3 protein-coding genes are annotated in these 16,538 nt (G+C 66.1%); 2 read left to right on the plus strand and 1 reads right to left on the minus strand.

Annotated features, from left to right (window positions below; translation table 11 throughout):
- Window positions 1-65 precede the first annotated feature (65 nt).
- Window positions 66-4,727, minus strand: a complete 4,662-nt coding sequence (locus AC1AYX_RS08920) for a family 78 glycoside hydrolase catalytic domain (RefSeq protein WP_476503145.1) — start codon at window positions 4,725-4,727, stop codon at window positions 66-68.
- Between the two features lie 987 nt (window positions 4,728-5,714).
- Between AC1AYX_RS08920 and AC1AYX_RS08925 the strand changes: the two genes are divergently transcribed.
- Window positions 5,715-11,885, plus strand: a complete 6,171-nt coding sequence (locus AC1AYX_RS08925; RefSeq protein ID WP_476503146.1) for a LamG-like jellyroll fold domain-containing protein — start codon at window positions 5,715-5,717, stop codon at window positions 11,883-11,885.
- A 358-nt stretch (window positions 11,886-12,243) separates the two neighbouring features.
- On the plus strand, window positions 12,244-15,951 hold the full coding sequence (locus AC1AYX_RS08930) for a family 43 glycosylhydrolase (protein ID WP_476503147.1): 3,708 nt from the start codon (window positions 12,244-12,246) through the stop codon (window positions 15,949-15,951).
- Window positions 15,952-16,538 lie beyond the last annotated feature (587 nt).

The following is a 16,538-nucleotide window of genomic DNA, read 5'->3' on the forward strand; positions in this document are numbered from 1 at the left end:
AAAACGGCGTCGTCGCAGTGGAATCACCGCGGCGACGCCGTCGTCATGCCGTCATCGTCGTCGTGTCAGACGTGACGTTTGCGCCAGACGGTGAGACCGACGCCCGCCGCGGCGCACAGCGCGGTCGCGGCGATGGCGACGGCCACCGCCGCGCCGCTGTGCGACAGCGTCGTGCCGTGCGCGGCGTTCGTGTCGGCGGCGTTCGCGCCGGAACCGGTGGCGCCGTTGCCGGAGCCGTTCGCGCCGGTGCCGGTGCCGTCGCTGTCGTCGCCGTCGCCGGAATCACCCGGCTGGTTCGGCTGATTCGGATTGTCTGGCTGATTCGGCTGATCCGGATTCGTCTCGCCGGACGATGCCGTGTAGCCATCGGCGATGGCGGCGGACAGCGCGCCGTCGCGGATCTCGAACGCGTAGCCGCCGGATTCCAGCTCGAAGCGCGCGGTCTCGACGCCGTTGTGCTCGGTCATGCCCTTGTAGGTGACTCCGGCGATGTCCTTGAACCCCTTGGCGGCGGATTCGGCGACGGGCAGGTACAGGGTGGCGGTCGTGTTCGCCGGAACCGTCGCCTTGTAGGTCTTCAACGTGGAGGCCGCACCCTTGCCGGTGCTGGTCCATTCGGACGCGATCGTGCCGTAGTAGGAATCGTAGGTGCCTTTGGCGTGGGAGATGCGGCTCTCGTCGTTGTACTGGTCACCGGTGTCGATGGTCGGCTGCAGCACGATGTGCTTGAAGCCGGGGGCGTCCTCGGAGGAGGCGATGCCCGCCATGTAACGGTACATCCATTCGACCACCGCGCCGTACGCGTAATGGTTGAACGAGTTCATCTCGGAATCGCCGAAGCCGACGCCCGGGGTGTAGGAGTTCCAACGCTCCCAGATGGTCGTCGCGCCCGCGTTCACCTCGAACAGCCACGAAGGCTGCGCGTCGTTGAGCAGCAGGTCGTACGAGACGCTGGACTGGCCGGCGTCGGTGAGCGTCGGGGCGATCACGTTCGCGCCGAGGAAGCCGACGGCCAGCGAGTTCTTCGCCATGTTCGCGCGCACCGAGCCTTCGGCCGGGTTCTCGTTGCGGATGTTGTCCACCAGCAGCTTCGTCGCGGCCTCGCGCATCGCGTCGGAATCGTAGAAGCCGAGCTTGAGCATCCACAGCAGCGCGGTCTGGGAGTTGTCCTCCCACGTGCCGCCCTTGCCCAGGTTCATCTGGAACTGGTTCTTGCTGCTCGCGGTGTCGCCGGACTTGATGGTCAGGGTGCCGTCCGTGAACGTCACGTGCGTGGCGAGGAACTTCGCCTTGATCGCCTCGAACTTGGCCGCGTAGCGGGCCTCGTCATCGGACTTGCCCAGCACGCCGGCGATCTTCGCCATGAGCTGCGCGTCATAGCCGTAGTAGTAGTCGGCCATGATGTTCACGTTCGTGCCCTGGAACGACAGCCAGTCGCCGAAGTTCTTGTCGCCGGTCACGCGCGCCTGGTCGGGGCCGCGCTCGCCGGCGATCATGAAGTCCATGTACTTGGTCAGGGCCTCGTAGCTGCGGGAGAGGATGGACGCGTCGCCGGTCTGCTGGTACATGACCCAGGCGTCGATGATGAGCGCGTCGCTCCAGCCGGCCGCCTGGTTGCTGAAGTAGCCGCTCAGCTGGTCGGCGACCGAGGGCGTGTATCCCTTGATCATCGTGTTCTCGTCGAGGATGTCCTGGATGTCGTCGAGGAACGCGACCGAATCGAAGTTGTAGGTGGCGGTCTGCGCGAACGCCTGCAGGTCGCCGGTCCACAGCAGACGTTCGTCGCGCTGCGGGCAGTCGGTGGACGTGGTGTAGTAGTTGCTCAGCTGGCCGTGCAGCGTGTTCGAGAACAGCTTGTTCACGTGCGCGTTGTCGGTGCTGATCGTGCCGGTCTGGCGGCTCACGGACGAGAGCGCGTTCGACTTCGCCGCGTACACGGTCATGTCGGCGGTGGCCGTCAGTTCGATGTACTGGTAGCCGAAGTACGACATCAGCGGCTGGTAGGTCTCCTTGCCGTTGCTGCTGTTGCCGTTGTTGCTGTTGCTGCCGCCGCCGTCGAACACGTAGGTGGCCTGCGAACGGGCGTTGCGCAGGTTCTTCTGGTACATCGAGCCCTTCGGCCCGTCGGCCTGCGTGTTGCCGTTGCCGACCGCGCTGCCGTCGTTGAGCATCTCGCCGAACCGGACGGTCGCCTTGGTCCCGGAGGCCGCGGCGAAGGTGAGCGTCGGCACGGCGGTGAGGTTCTGCCCCATGTCGATGATCATCGTCTGTCCCTTCTTCAGGGTGAGGCCGTTCCTGCCGAAGAGGCTGTCGCCTTTGGCGACGTTCGTGTACGCGGACTGGTACAGGGCGTCGGAGGGCTTCGCGTAGGCGCGGTAGTCGACGACGTTCACCTGCCCGCCGGCGAACTCGCTGGTCGCGGCGTCGCCCTCGTACACGGTGGCGGACACCGGTTCGGCGGAGAACGCGTCGACGATGCGCCCGGTCAGGCCCGGCTTGGCGACGATCTTCCCCGCGTAGGTGGTCGTGCCCAGCGCGAGCGCGCCGGCGAGCACGGTGTTGCGCACGCTGCCGGCGTCCACATTCCTCTTGACGTCGGTCCAGGTCTTGCCGCCGTCCTTCGAGACCTGCACGGAGTAGGTCTGCGGGTAGTTCGCGGCGGTGCCGGAGAGGACGGAATCGACCTTGGTGCGCGGGGTCATCGTCAGCCCGGCGATGGAGACGGCCTTGTCGAAGTGGAAGTCGAACGTGATCGGCTCGTCGATGTCCTGTGTGACGTTCCCCTTGCCGAGGATGGCGCTGGACCATCCCGCATCGCTGGTCTCGCCCAGGTCGCCGTCGGTCAGGTTCGCGGGCTTCCACTGGCCGCCGCCGGTGAACGTGTCGGACACGGTCGGCGTGACGCCGCCGGACACCACGTCGCCGTCGGCGTCGGTGAGCTGCATCTCCATGATCTGCAGACGGTTCTCGTTGTCTTGCGCGTTGGCCGGTCCGGACTGCGAGACGCTCACGCGCACGTCCTTGGCGGTGGTCTCGTCGAACGAGGTGGTGACGGCCGGCATCGCGGTCTGTGGGTGCAGCACGGTGTTGCGCAGCGAGTCCACGTGCTTCGTGGTCACGTCGGTCCAGTGCTCGCCGTCGTCGGAGATCTGCAGCGTGTAGTCCTTCGGATAGTTGGCCGCCTGCACGCCGTCGATCGAATCGGCCTGCACGCGCGGCTGCAGCGTGAGCCTGTCGAATGATTTCGCCTCGCCCAGGTCGAAGGTGAGCGTGATGGGCTGCGTGAGCGCGACCTCGCTCTGGTTGTTGGCGAGCACGCCGCTGGAGTAGCCGGCGTCCGATTCGACGCCGTCGTCGCCGTCGGTCAGCTTCGCCACGCCCCACGTGTCATCCCAGTCGAAGGTGTCGGACGCCTGCGCGGTCAGGCCCTTGAGCAGATTGGTGGTGCCGGAGCCGGTACCGGTGCCGTCGCCGTCGGCGTACAGTCCCATCTCCATGATCTGCAGGCGGTTCTCGTTGGTGTCCTCCTTGATGGCCGGGCCGGTGGCGCTCACCGAAAGCCGCACGTAGCGCGCCTTCGCGGTGTCGAAGGTGTCGGTGAGCTTCGGCACGACCGTCGCGGCGGTATCGTCCGCGCCGGTCCAGTCGCCGTCGTCGTAGCCGACCTTGGTGAAATCGCCCAGTCGGTCGGCCACGCGCGCGTCGTAGTCCTCGCCGTAGTAGACGCCGTTCTTGAGGATGCCGCCGCTGAGCGTGCCCTTCCAGTCGGTGGTGTTGGTGGGGATGTACGTGACGTCGCCGTCCGTGCCGGTCACGGCGAGCAGCGCCTTGACCGCCGGCTGCGCGGCCGTCGTGTTCAGGCCGAACTTCCAGCCGTTGCCGGCCACGACGGACAGGGCGATGTCGCGTTGTCCCTTGAGATAGCCGGTGACGTCGTAGGTCTGGTAGCCGAGGGATACGTCGCCGTTGCCATATCCGGGATTCATATGGTCGTGCGTGACGGTGCCGTCCGCCTGGGTCTCGCCGACCTCCTTGCCGTTCAGATACGCCTGGTAGGCGCCGAGCGCGGTGATGTAGAGACGGGCGGAGACGATGTCGCTGCCGACCTTGCGCTCGGTGCGGAAGATCGGGGCGCTCGACGACTTGTTCATGCGGATGAACTGCGCGTCCTGCCATTGCTTGGTGTCGGTCACGCCGGTCTCGAACGTGGCGGGGGAGGAGACGGCCTTCGCGCCGTCGCCGTCCCAGACGGTGACGGTCCACGAGTACGCCGTACCATCGGTCAGGTCCGGTCCCGCGTAGGGGATGCCGACGGACGTGCCGCCGTCCGTCTTGCCGCTGGACCATACCGTGCCTTTGCCGTCGGCCGTGACGTCGATCTGGTAGGCGGACTGCGTGGCGCCGATGACCTTCGAGTCCATCCGCCAGCCGAAGGTCACGCCGTCGGTCTCCACGCCCACCGGATTGGTGAGGTAATCGGTGGTGAGACCGGTGATGGTCGGGGCGGGGCGCGCGGTTTCGGCGGCGGTGGCCGTCATCGGCGCGATGAGCATGCCCGCCGCGGCGAGCAGGGCGCAGAGGATGCGCGCCGGCGTCCTGGTCGTGCCGATGTTCCGGATGATGCCTGTGCGCCGGATGATGCCGGTGTTCCGGCCTGTACTTGTGCCTATGACTGCGTCGGTGTCTTGTCGCGGGCGTTCCGTTGCCCGCGTGATGACGTGATGCATGAGCTACCTCGTTGTAAGTATGTTATCGTTGACATGCAAATTGAAACGCTTCAATTATAAACCAAGGGAGGACACGTGATGACAGCAATGTGACCGCTTACGAAAAGCGTTTTCTTACGAGGTGCCGGCTAACGGAATGCACCTTACGGCGCATGCCATTACTTTGCTCCCCCCTTCAGGGGGAGCTGTCGGCCGTAGGCCGACTGAGGGGGCATCGCCGTCAAGCAAACGCCGGAAGCGTTTGCAGGCGATGTGCGAGCCGACAGGCGAGCTGATGTGGGGCCGGCCGCAGGCCGTCCTTGATTGCGGACGAGGTGTCATCGCGAAGCGATGACGGAGGGAGGGAAGAAGAGCGGCCGCAGGCCGCGGGGATATCGCATCGGCCGAAGGCCGATTCCGTTTCCTGCGGCCTGCGGCCGCCGTCTCTCCCCCAGTCGGCCTGTGGCCGACAGCCCCCTCGTCAGAGGGGGCCTATGCGGCCCTCGGCCGAACGAGGTCTCGTTGTAAGCGCTTAAGTAAAGTGAGCGTTCACAGTATAATGAGGGGCACAAGAGCCGGGGAGCCGGCCGTGCGAAAACGTTGTTCCGGGAAACGTTGTGGTGACTGGGATTGCGGGTGCGGCGGGCGTTTCCGGCGAAGGAAACCGATTGCGGCGTCGCGTGCGCCGTGAAGGAGGGCGACGGCGAAACACGCCACTTGAGGAGGATTGGCGGCCGGTCGTCGATAACGATTTGGTAACAAAATTACAAATCGGGTGTTCGTTTGCCAGACATCGAGTCCCCCCCCCCCTCAGTCGCGCTTCGCGCGACAGCTCCCCCTGAAAGGGGCGCAAAGGAATGGTTGTGCTGCGTGGCGCGTTCCATTCCCTTTGCTCCCCCACGTATGTGGGGGAGCTGACCGGCCATAGGCCGGACTGAGGGGGCAGGCGCGCGGTAGACGAACGCAATCCAACGAAGGAACTTGAGGAAATCCGAGGAAGGAATCTCAGTGAAGAGAGCCACACGACTCGCGGCCATCGTGGCCGCGGTATCGACGCTCGGCATGGGACTGATCCTGCCCATGACCGCGTCGGCGGACGACGCCGTGACCACGGCCACGCAATCCGCGACGGCATCCACCGCGCAGCTGCGTGCCGCCCAGGCCCAGGCCCAGGCGCAGGCCGCCGCCGACACGACCAAGTCCGCCAAGGCGGCCGCCGCAACCGCCGTCGACCCGATCGCCAGCTTCGACTTCAACGCCAACCCGGCCGCGCAGGACAACGGAACCGCCGCGTTCACGAGCGCGAAGGGCGACGCGAAGGCGACCGTCAACGGCACCGCGAACCTCGTCGCCGGCCAGAACGATGACGCCGGCAAGGCCGCCCAGCTCGGCCAGAACTTCTGGCTGAACGTCACCAAGTCGGACGGCAGCCCGCTGCTCGCCGGCCTCAACGACGTGACCATCAGCTACGACTCCAAGGCCAACGCGACCGGCGGCGCATGGACCGTGTTCGCCGCGCCGAACGCGAACGGCGTCAACGGCAACGCGCCCACCTATCTCGGCGTGCTCGACCAGACCAACAAGACGCGCGTCGAACGCTACCTGAACGGCCGCAACAGCGACGTCGCCACAATCGACCAGAACGCGGGCACCAAGGACGCGTGGAAGCACGTCGACCTCGTGATCTCCGGCAAGACCGCGAAACTGTACGTCGACCGCAAGTTCGTCGCGAGCAACGTGAACGGCGAGGAGCTCTCCACTATTCTCGGAGGCTCCGGCGGCGTGCTGCAGATCGGCAAGGGCAACTGGGGCAACGGCGAATACTTCACCGGCCTGCTCGACAACCTCACCATCTACGGTTCCGCCCTCTCCGCCGCGGACCTCGGCGTCGCTTCGCCCACGAAGCTGCACATCGGCGGCTCCGCCGTGGCCGACGACGGCACGCTGACCCTCAAGGAAGGCTCCTCCACCTCGCTCACCACGACCGTCGAACCGGCGTCCGCCGAGCCGACCGTCACGTGGGAGTCCGACAACCCGGCCGTCGCCACCGTCGACGCGAGCGGCAGCGTGACCGCCAAGAAAGCCGGCACCGCCACGATCACCGCCACCTCCACCGCCGCCGCGAACGTCACGGCGAGCATCAAGGTGACCGTCAAGGAAGTCAAGGCCGACGATCCGTACGGCTACGCGATGGTCCACTTCATCGAGAACAACAAGGGCTACGCGGAGAAGATCTACCTCGACATCTCCCGCGGCGACAACCCCTACCAGTGGGATACGCTCAACGGCGGCGAGCCGATCCTCGCCAGCAACGAATCCACGACCGGCGTGCGCGACCCGTTCATCGCCTACAACCCGCAGGCGAAGACCTACTACATCCTCGCCACCGACCTGCGCGTGTTCGGCGGCGACAACGCCAACTGGACCGCGTGGACCAACGGCTACAGCACGAAGCTGCACGTGTGGGCCTCGAAGGACCTCATCCACTTCGACGACATGACCGAACTCGACACCGCGGTGGACGAGAACGGCAAGCATGACACCACGCTCACCGACAGCGTGACCGGCAAGACCATCTCGAACATCGGCATGGCGTGGGCCCCCGAAGCCACGTGGGTCCCCGACTTCTACGACCTCAACGACGACGGCAAGGACAACGGTTCCGCCAAGGGCGGCGCGTTCGTCATGTACTGGTCCGTCTCCGCAAGCGTGGACGGCGGCTCCAAGAACAACAACGTCGTGTGGGGCTACACCAGTGACTTCACGCAGGACACCTACCACTTCGGCGGCGTGTTCGTGCCGAACAGCGCGGTGAACCGCAACACCATCGACACGACGATGACCCAGAACAACGGCCGCTCCTACCGCATGAGCGGATCCGGCCGCATCTTCATGGAGTACACCGACCGCGCCGACTGGTGGCGCGGCGACCAGGGCGCCACCAATCCGGCCAAGGGCTGGGTCATGGGCCAGAAGAACATCGGCAGCACGTTCGGCTCCTCCCAGGAAGGCCCGAACGCGTTCAAGGTCAACGGCGAGAACAAGTGGATCCTGTTCGTCGACAACTACGGCTCCGTCGCCTCCGGCGCGCGCTACGGCTACAACCCGCTGATCGCCACCGACCTCAACGCGGAGAACCCGTGGACGCCGCTCAACGTGAGCGAGACCAACTTCTTCCTCACCGCGAACACCAAGCACGGCGGCGTCGTCTCCCTCACCAAGGCGCAGTACGACGCGATCCGCAACGCCGACGCGAAGGCCTCCGACAACCAGAACCTCTCCGTCGACGACGAGGTGACCGTCAAGCAGAACGCCGACGCGAAGGACGTCACGTCCAAGCTCCCGAAGACGCAGACCGTCACGCTCGCCAACGGCTACGGCACCGCCGACCGCGACGTCACGTGGGACGTCTCCGGCGTCGACACCGCCAAGCCCGGCGAGTACACGGTCACCGGCACGGTCGACACGATCGGCGCGAACAAGAACCACTGGAAGTGGACCAACACGGCCGGCGAAGCCAAGACCGACGAGGACGACCTCATCAACAGCGGCGCGAACGCGAACAACAGCTGGAAGCAGACCGGCGGCTTCGTCGACAACGCGACCGCACAGAAGAACCGTCCGCTCTACAGCTCCACCGCGATCACCGTCACCGCCACAGTGAAGGTCGTCGACGACGGCAGCGGCGAGCCGACCGAGCCCACCGACCCGGACCAGCTCGCCGACTTCACGTTCGACAAGGCCTCCGCCGACGGCACGTTCGACGGCGGCAACGCGACCGGCGCCACGCAGGGCACCGCCGCGCTCGCCGACTCCAAGGACGCGAAGGACGGCAAGGCCGTGAAGCTGAGCAAGGACTTCTGGCTGAACGTCACCGCCAAGGACGGCTCCCCGCTCCTCAAGGGCAAGACCGACGTCACGATCTCCTACGACTCCAAGCCCGACGCGGGCAACGCGAACACCGGATGGACGTTCTTCGCCGCCTCCAACGCCACCAAGCAGGAGTACGGCAAGGAGCACTACGTCGGCGTCCTCGACAAGACCACCGGCATCACGGTCGAACGCTACAACAACGCGAGCGGTCGCGACTCCTCCGGCAACCTCTCCACCACCGCGAAGAACGAAGGCTGGAAGCACGTCGACATCGTCATCGCCGGCAAGACCGCGAAACTGTACGTCGACCAGCAGCTCGTCGCCGTCAACACCAACGGCCAGGTCCTGACCGACATCCTCGGCGCCGACGGCGGCATCCTCCAGATCGGCAAGGCGAACTGGGGCAACGGCGAATACTTCACCGGACTCCTCGACAACCTGACGATCACCGGCCGCGCGCTCACCGCCGACGAACTCGGCGTCGAAGGCGCGAAGACCGACTACGCCGCCGCGCTCGCCATCCCGTCGCGCATCACCGACGACCTGCCGTCCACCGTGCTCGGCAAGACGGTCACGTGGAAGGCCGCGGGCGACGGCGCGAAGCTCGTCGCCGCGGACGGCAAGGTCACGCTGCCTGCCGCCGGAAGCGCGCCCGTGAAGGTCGCGCTCACGGCGACGATCGACGGCGTCGCGACGCCGGTCACGGCGGACGCGACGATTCTCGACGACGGCGGACAGATCGCGTCCTACGTCAAGGACGTCGATCGCAGCGACCAGAACGGCGCGAAGTACGATCCGCTCGCCTACAACGACGATCGTCGCGCGGACTCGCTGTATGTGGCCGACAAGGCCGCGGGCGAGGCCACGTGGACGACGCTGAACCGTGCGCAGTCGATCCTGTCGGTCAAGTGGGACGGCTCGCAGTCCGCCAAGCCGAACGCGCAGATGGGTTCGCCCACGTTCTACCGCGCCGCGGACGGCACGCTCGGCGTCGTCGCGTCGCAGAACAACGCGACCGGCGCGATCTACGTGTGGGACGGCAAGGGCGACGGCGCGACGTTCACCAACCAGCGCGCGATCACGCTGTCCTCCTCCGATACCGTCACCAACCCGCGCATCGTCTATGACGCCGCCGCGAAGGGCTACAAGGTGTTCTTCACCGACGGCCTGACTGGCGAGGGCCGCGTGGCCGTGCTCTCCGACCTGACCGCCTCCGCGAAGGTCACGGGCCTGTACAAGGCCGACGCCGCCCAGATGGGCGTGTCCGGCGCGACCGACGGCCTGCCCGCGTGGGCCGGCGAAGGCCAGACCAGCGCGTTCACGGTGAGCCAGACGGAGTTCGCGAAGTTCCACAAGAACTACGTGGACCTCCAGAACACCGGCGTTTCCGTGAAGGGCGTCGAGGCGGACGCGAAGGACGCCACCGCGGAATCCATCGCGAAGGACGTCGCCAAGACCAAGGCGACGATGACCTACAACGATGACTCCACGAAGTCGTTCGACGTGGATTGGAACACCGACTCGATCGCCGATCAGCTCGCATCGCTCGACAAGTCGAAGGGCGGTTCGATCAAGGTCCAGGGCACCGTCAAGCAGACCGACGAGGCCATGTATAACGACGCCCGCGCCGATCCGGACATCTTCTACAACGAGGACGACGGCTACTACTACCTCACCGGTTCCACCTACGAGGTGAAGTCCACCGATCCGAGCACGTTGCAGAAGAACAGCTACCGTTCCATCGGACTCAAGCGCGCGAAGACCATCAACGGCCTCAAGAGCGCCGAGGAGCACATCATCATCAAGCCGGAGAACGGCACTCCGGGCCACAAGGACCAGTACCCCGACTCGTTCTACGGGTGGAGCGCGTTCATCTGGGCCCAGGAGTTCCACAAGATCAACGGCAAGTGGTGGATCGTGGCCGGCTTCCATAAGGGAGCCTCGAGCGTGAACGGCGGCTGGTGCAACAACACCATCCTCATCCCGTACACCGGCGACGAGCAGTCCATCAAGGACGGCGGCTTCCTCAAGGCCGAGAACTGGGGCGAGCCGACCGTGCTCGAAGGCGCCGCGTTCGACGTGACGTACTTCGAACGCGAAGAGAACGGCAAGACCCAGGGCTACTGGCTGTTCCCGAAGAGCGCCGGCCTGTACCTCGCCAAGGCGAAGATGGGCGACGGCGTCACCCCGCTCGTCGACGGCTCGCTCAAGCACATCTACCAGGTGAGCCAGCAGTTCGAGTACGGCAAGCAGTCCCCGACCCCCGGCGACAACACCGAAGGCTCGGACCAGGCGATCGTCGAGGCACCGTTCATGTTCGCGCACGGCAAGTACGTGTACATCGCGTACGCGGGCGCCACGGTGGACAAGTACTACAACACCAACGTGATGCGCGCCTCCCTCGACGCCGACCTGACCGACCCGGCCAGCTGGACGACCGCCGACTTCCCGTCGATTGACACGAACGACACCTACACCGGCAAGTACGGCGCCGACGAGACCTCGTACGAGCGCAAGCAGGCCGGCCCCGGCCACATCTCGCTCGTGCACGACGAGGCCGGCAACATCGTCATGGCCTACCACGCCCGCCCCTACCCGGAGCCCCACTCCGGCAGCGCGGCCGGCGGCCTGTTCGACCAGGACCGCAACACGTGGGTCAAGTCGGTGAACGTGCGCGCCAACGGCATGCTCGACATGTCGCTGAGCAAGGACCAGGAGGTCGCGCCCGCCAACCGCACCGTCACCGTCACCGTGACCGTCAAGGGCACGGGCGAGACGCCGGTCGACCCGGACAAGCCCGGTGAGAGCGTCGTCACCGCCGTCACGGTGAGCGGCAAGCAGCAGCTCACCGTCGGCGACGTCGCGCAGCTCGCCGCCGACATCACGTGGTCCGGCGACGCGGGCGACGCCGCGGCCGCCGGTCTCGTGTGGACCAGTTCCGACGCGACCGTCGCCTCCGTCGACCAGAACGGCGCCGTGACCGCGCGCGCCGCCGGCGACGCGACGATCACCGCCACCGCCAAGAACGGCGTCTCCGGTTCCCTGAAGATCACCGTCAAGGCGAAGGATTCCGGTGATAACGGCGGAAACGGTGGAAACGGCGGCAACGCGGGTGATAACGGTGATGCCGGCAACGGCAACGCCGGAGCCGGTTCCGTGAACGGCAACGGTTCCGCGACCAAGCCGAACGGCAACGGCGCGGGCCTGTCCGCGACGGGCACCGCCGTGGCCGGTGCGCTCGGCGTGGCGGTCCTGCTCGCCGCCGCCGGCGTCTCCCTGACCATCCAGCGCAAGCGCCAGGCCTGAGCCGACCGTGCGAATTGGCCCCCTCTGACGAGGGGGCTCCCGGCGAAGCCGGGTGGGGGAGAGACTGCGGCGTGAGCCGCTGAGGAAACGGCATCGGCCGAAGACCGATTCGATGTTCCCGCGGCCTACGGCCGTGGTCTCTCCCTCCGTCATCGCTTCGCGATGACACCTCGTCCGCCATTACGGACAGCCTGCGGCTGACCTCACATCGGCTCGCCTGTCGGCTCGCACATCGCCTACAAACGCCTCCGGCGTTTGCTTCACGGCGATGTCCCCTCAGAGGGAGGCAGTTTTACCCAACACACTTCACCACATAACTGAATATCGAAGGAAGAAATCCCCTTACCGAAGGAGCATCATGGGGAATTGGAAGAAAGCGGTGGCGGCCCTTGCGGCGCTGCCGGTCATGCTCGCGGGGCTGGCCTTGGGGCCGAGCACCGCGATGGCCGCTGATCCGGCCGATGGCGGCCTCACGGACGCGAACCTGCTCGCATCCTATGATTTCGAGGATGAGAACGACAAGGGCAAGGACGTCTCCGGCCACGGCAACGACCTGACCATCAAGGGCGACAACGTCGAGTACGGCAAGCCCGGCGACTTCACCAGCAAGGTCGTCCAATTGCGCGGCAACGACGGCCAGTACCTCGAGCTGCCGAAGGGCCTGCTCAACGGCACCGACTCGTTCACCGTGCAGTTCGATTCGAAGTCGCGCATGGCAGACAACGACAACTTCTTCTCGTTCGCAATCGGCAACGACAATCAGAAGTACTTCTTCTCCCGTCTGCGCCCGAGCAGCGTGTACACCGCCATCACGAAGGGTTCCAACCGCGCCGAGCAGGGCGTGACCGTGAACACGAACACGTCCAGCGTGTGGCACACGTACCGCATCTCCGTGAGCCCGAGCTTCATCGCCGTGTTCCAGGACGGCGCGCTCAAGGGCATCAACAGGAACGTGACCACGAAACTCTCCGACCTCGGCGCCGATCTGCCGGTCACGTTCGGCAAGTCCACGTGGAACGGCGACAAGTACTACAACGGCGGACTCGACAACATCAAGGTGTGGAAGGCCGCCTACGTCTCCGACGCGATGATCTGGGACGGCGTCACCGTGCCCGGCTCCACCGAGACCGGCGTGACGTTGCCCGCGACCGATGCACTCGGCAACCCGCTCGCGTGGTCGTCGTCCGACACGACCGTGCTCGGCAATGACGGCAAGGTCGTGAAGGCGCCCGCCAAGGACACCGAAGTCACGCTCACCGCGTCCTCCACCGTGAACGGTGTCGTCTACACGAAGCAGTTCACGGTGGTCGTCACCGCGGCCATCACCACCGCCGACGCGGCCGCGGACCGACTGCTCGTCGACTACCAGCTCACCGCCGGCGCGACGTTGCCCGCGACCGTCGCCGCCGCTCCCGGCGCGACCGTCGCGTGGAAGTCGTCCGACACGTCGCTCGTGAAGGACGACGGCACGGTGGTCGGCGTTTCCGGTGATGCCGAGAAGACCGTCGACCTGACCGCCACCGTCACGCTGAACGGCAAGACCGCGACGAAGAAGTTCACCGCCGTGCGCGTCATGCCGAAGAGCGCCGAGACGCTCGCATCGTACACGCGCGACCACTCCATCAACGGTGGCGCGCGCGTCGGCGACGCCCTCCATCTCGCGCTCAGCGCGGATGGTTCCTCCTACACCGCACTGAACAGTGACTACGGCGTCGCGTTCGCCGAAGCGCAGATCACCGTCGGTCCGAAGAACGACAAAGGCTATCCGACGCAGACCACCGATGTCCGCGGACTCGTCGACCCGTACCTGTTCCAGCTCAAGGACGGCAAGTACGCGTACGTGGCCGTCTTCACCGACGTCAACGGCAACCGCGTGGATGGCGGCAAGATCGCCTTCTCCACGTCCGGCGACCTGACCGAGTGGTCCGGCAAGCCGAACGACGACGAACGCGGCGACATGGTCCAGGTGACCGACGATGCCACGCTGTTCGACGCTGGTACCATCGCCGCCGGCTACGACGCTTCCACCGGTGAATACCGTATCTCCTGGAAGACCAGCGGCGTCAGCCGTTACGTGACCACCAAGGACTTCAAGACGTTCTCCGACGTGAAGACCGGTGTCGGCTTCGCGCGTACGCAGGCCGACCTGAGCGGCGTCGCCAACGCACTCGCCGGCAGCGGCAACACGATCGCCCTGACCAAGGCCGCCGCGGCCGCCGTCACCGAGCGGCTCGGCCGCGTCCACAACACGGGCGTCGAAGCCCCGAAGACCGTGACCGTCGAAGCGGGCAAGACCACCGAGCAGGAGCTGCTCCAGCAGGTCAATGGCGGCACGACGCTCGACAACGGCCTGCTCTCCAAGGGCGCGACCGCGACCGCCACCTACTCCGACGGTTCCACCTTCGACTTCCGCGTCAACTGGAACCAGGACGAGCTGAAGAACATCGACCTCACCAAGGCCGGCGAATACACGATCAGCGGCACCATCAACCAGCAGAACTACTCCGAGCAGTTCCCGATGATGAAGAACCGCGCCGACCCGAACATCGTGTACTGGAAGGGCAAGTACTACGCGATGGGCACGTCCGACGCGGGCGGCATGCACACGCTGTTCATCCGCTCCTCCGACACGCTCGCCGGGCTCAAGGACCAGAAGGCCGGAGTGGTCGCAGACGGCGGCTACAAGGTCGAAGGCCAGGACACCTACCTGTTCGGCGACAACGACGGACTCGGCCACAAGGGCTACCACTGGGCGCCGGAGCTGCACGTCATCAACGGCAAGCTGTACTGCTTCTACGCCACCGTGCCCGACAAGGCCTACGGCGGCCCGAACTGGGTCGGCACCGCACCCGTCGCGTACATCATGGAGCTCAAGGACGGCGGCGACCCGACCAAGACCGCCGACTGGATCGAGCACCGTGTGCAGCGCCAGCTCGCCGACGGCAGCCTCGACAACCTCTCCAACCTCGGTCTGACCATCGACATGACCTACTTCGAGGCGGGTGGCAAGTCCTACATCGCCTGGAGCCAGGGTGACGAGGAGCGCGCCGGCGCCAAGGCCAATGTCTCCATCGCCGAAGTCAATCCGGACAAGCCGTGGGTGGCGCTCACCACGCCGCAGCGCATCATGCGCCCCGAATGGGGATGGGAGCTCGACGGCGTCAACGAGGGCCCGAACGTGCTCGTCTCCGGCGGCAAGGTGTACATGGTGTTCTCCGCCCAGCTCGTCACCCCGCAGTACGCGACCGGCATGCTGATCGCGAACGTGGGCTCCGACCTGACCAAGGCGTCCAGCTGGACGAAGTCGAACTACCCGTGGCTGCACAACGGCACCTTCGCCGACCAGTTCGGTCTTGGCCACAACTCCTACTTCACCGACCCGTACGGTGACGTGTACAACGTGTACCACGCAATGACCAACGGTTCGCGCAACACCGCGCGCGACGCCGGCATCCTCCCGGTGCACTTCCGCGCAGACGGCACGCCGATCATCGACATGACCACCAGCGAGGAGCTTGACCAGTCGAAGAAGGACGTCACGCTGAAGGTCGTCGTGGCCGACAAGCCGGTGTCCACCGATGCGTCGCTCAAGTCGCTCACGGTGGCGGGTTCCGAGGTGTCGCTCGATGACGCCGCGTCCGACAAGGGCGCGACGCTGAAGGTCGACGATCCTGCCGCGGTGACCGTGGCCGACGTGGCCGCCGAGACCACCGACGCCGGCGCTTCGGCCGATGTGGCCGTGGCCGACGGCGTGGTGACCGTGAAGGTCACCGCCGCCGACGGCACCACCACGAAGACCTACAAGGTCACCCTCGTCAAGAAGGATTCGGAGAACCCGAACCCGGGCACTGGCGACAACAACGGTAACGGTGACGGTTCCGCGACCAAGCCGGGTGCTGGTGACGGTGCTGGTAATGGCACCGCGGCCAAGCCGACGGCCAAACCGTCCGGCAACGGTGCGGCTCTGTCGAGGACGGGTGCCGCCGTGGCGTCCGTGCTCGGCGTGGTGGCCGTGCTCGCCGCCGCGGGTGTCGCCCTGACCGTCTGGCGCAAGCGCCGCGCGTAGCGCGCTGGGTTCCCCCTCAGTCCGGCCTTGCGCCGGACAGCTCCCCCACATGCGTGGGGGAGCAAGGCGATGGCATGTGTCTGACGGCGCATGCCATTCCTTTTGCTCCCCCTTTTAGGGGGAGCTGTCGGCGAAGCCGACTGAGGGGTGGCCCCCCTCTGACGGGCTGAGCCGTGAAACGGAGAGCCCGGTGGGCTCTCCGTAGGCGAAGGCGGGCGGCAGCGAGCCGATGTGGGGTCAGCCGCAGGCTGTCCGTAATTGCGGACGGGCTGTCCGCGAAGCGGACTGGGAGAGAGTAGAGGAGCGGCCGCTGGCCGCGGGAATATCGTATCGGCCGAAGGCCGATTCCGTTTCCTGTGGCCTGCGCCCATTGTCTCTCCCCCACCCGGCTTCGCCGGGAGCCCCCTCATCAGAGGGGGCCTATTTCGGTAGCGGCCGGCCCACGTTCTGCAACCGCTTTCGGCGTGGCTTTGTGACCGCTCACATGTATGATGGGAACGAACATTTCCGATGGTAGGTTCGGTCATCGGCTCCTTGGGGAAGATGGTGAGGTCTTCGATGGGCGGCTGGTGCACAGGCGAATCCCG

It is taken from the genome of Bifidobacterium sp. LH_419 (assembly GCF_056356955.1).

Bases quoted from the DNA above. Each gene is read 5' to 3' on its own strand.
- AC1AYX_RS08920 (WP_476503145.1), bottom strand. From the start codon at position 4,727: ATGCATCACGTCATCACGCGGGCAACGGAACGCCCGCGACAAGACACC.
- AC1AYX_RS08930 (WP_476503147.1), top strand. From the start codon at position 12,244: ATGGGGAATTGGAAGAAAGCGGTGGCGGCCCTTGCGGCGCTGCCGGTC.